At 65.9% G+C, this 390-nt stretch carries 1 protein-coding gene; it reads left to right on the top strand.

Annotated features, from left to right (window positions below):
* A partial coding sequence (locus AC1DN0_RS41735; RefSeq protein ID WP_477146703.1) for a 3-oxoacyl-[acyl-carrier-protein] synthase III C-terminal domain-containing protein occupies positions 1 to 390 on the top strand: 390 nt, incomplete at both ends.

Raw genomic sequence — 390 nt, forward strand, 5'->3', positions numbered from 1 at the left:
GCGTTACCGCGGTGGCGTGACCCGTTCGGCCACCGAGTGGAACCAGCTGTGCCGGGGCAACCTGGACCGCATGGTCACCGATACCCGCATGCTGCTGATCGAAGGCATCAAGCTGGCCCAGAAGACCTTCGTCGCCGCGCGCGAAGCGCTGGGCTGGGCGGTGGACGAGCTGGACCAGTTCGTCATCCACCAGGTCAGCCAGCCGCACACCGCCGCGTTCATCAAGAACTTCGGCATCGACCCGAAGAAGGTCATGACCATCTTCGGCGAGCACGGCAACATCGGCCCGGCCTCGGTGCCGATCGTGCTGAGCAAGCTCAAGGAGCTGGGCCGCCTGAAGAAGGGCGATCGCATCGCGCTGCTCGGCATCGGCTCGGGCCTGAACTGCTC

This window comes from Cupriavidus sp. 05N39 (assembly GCF_056397325.1).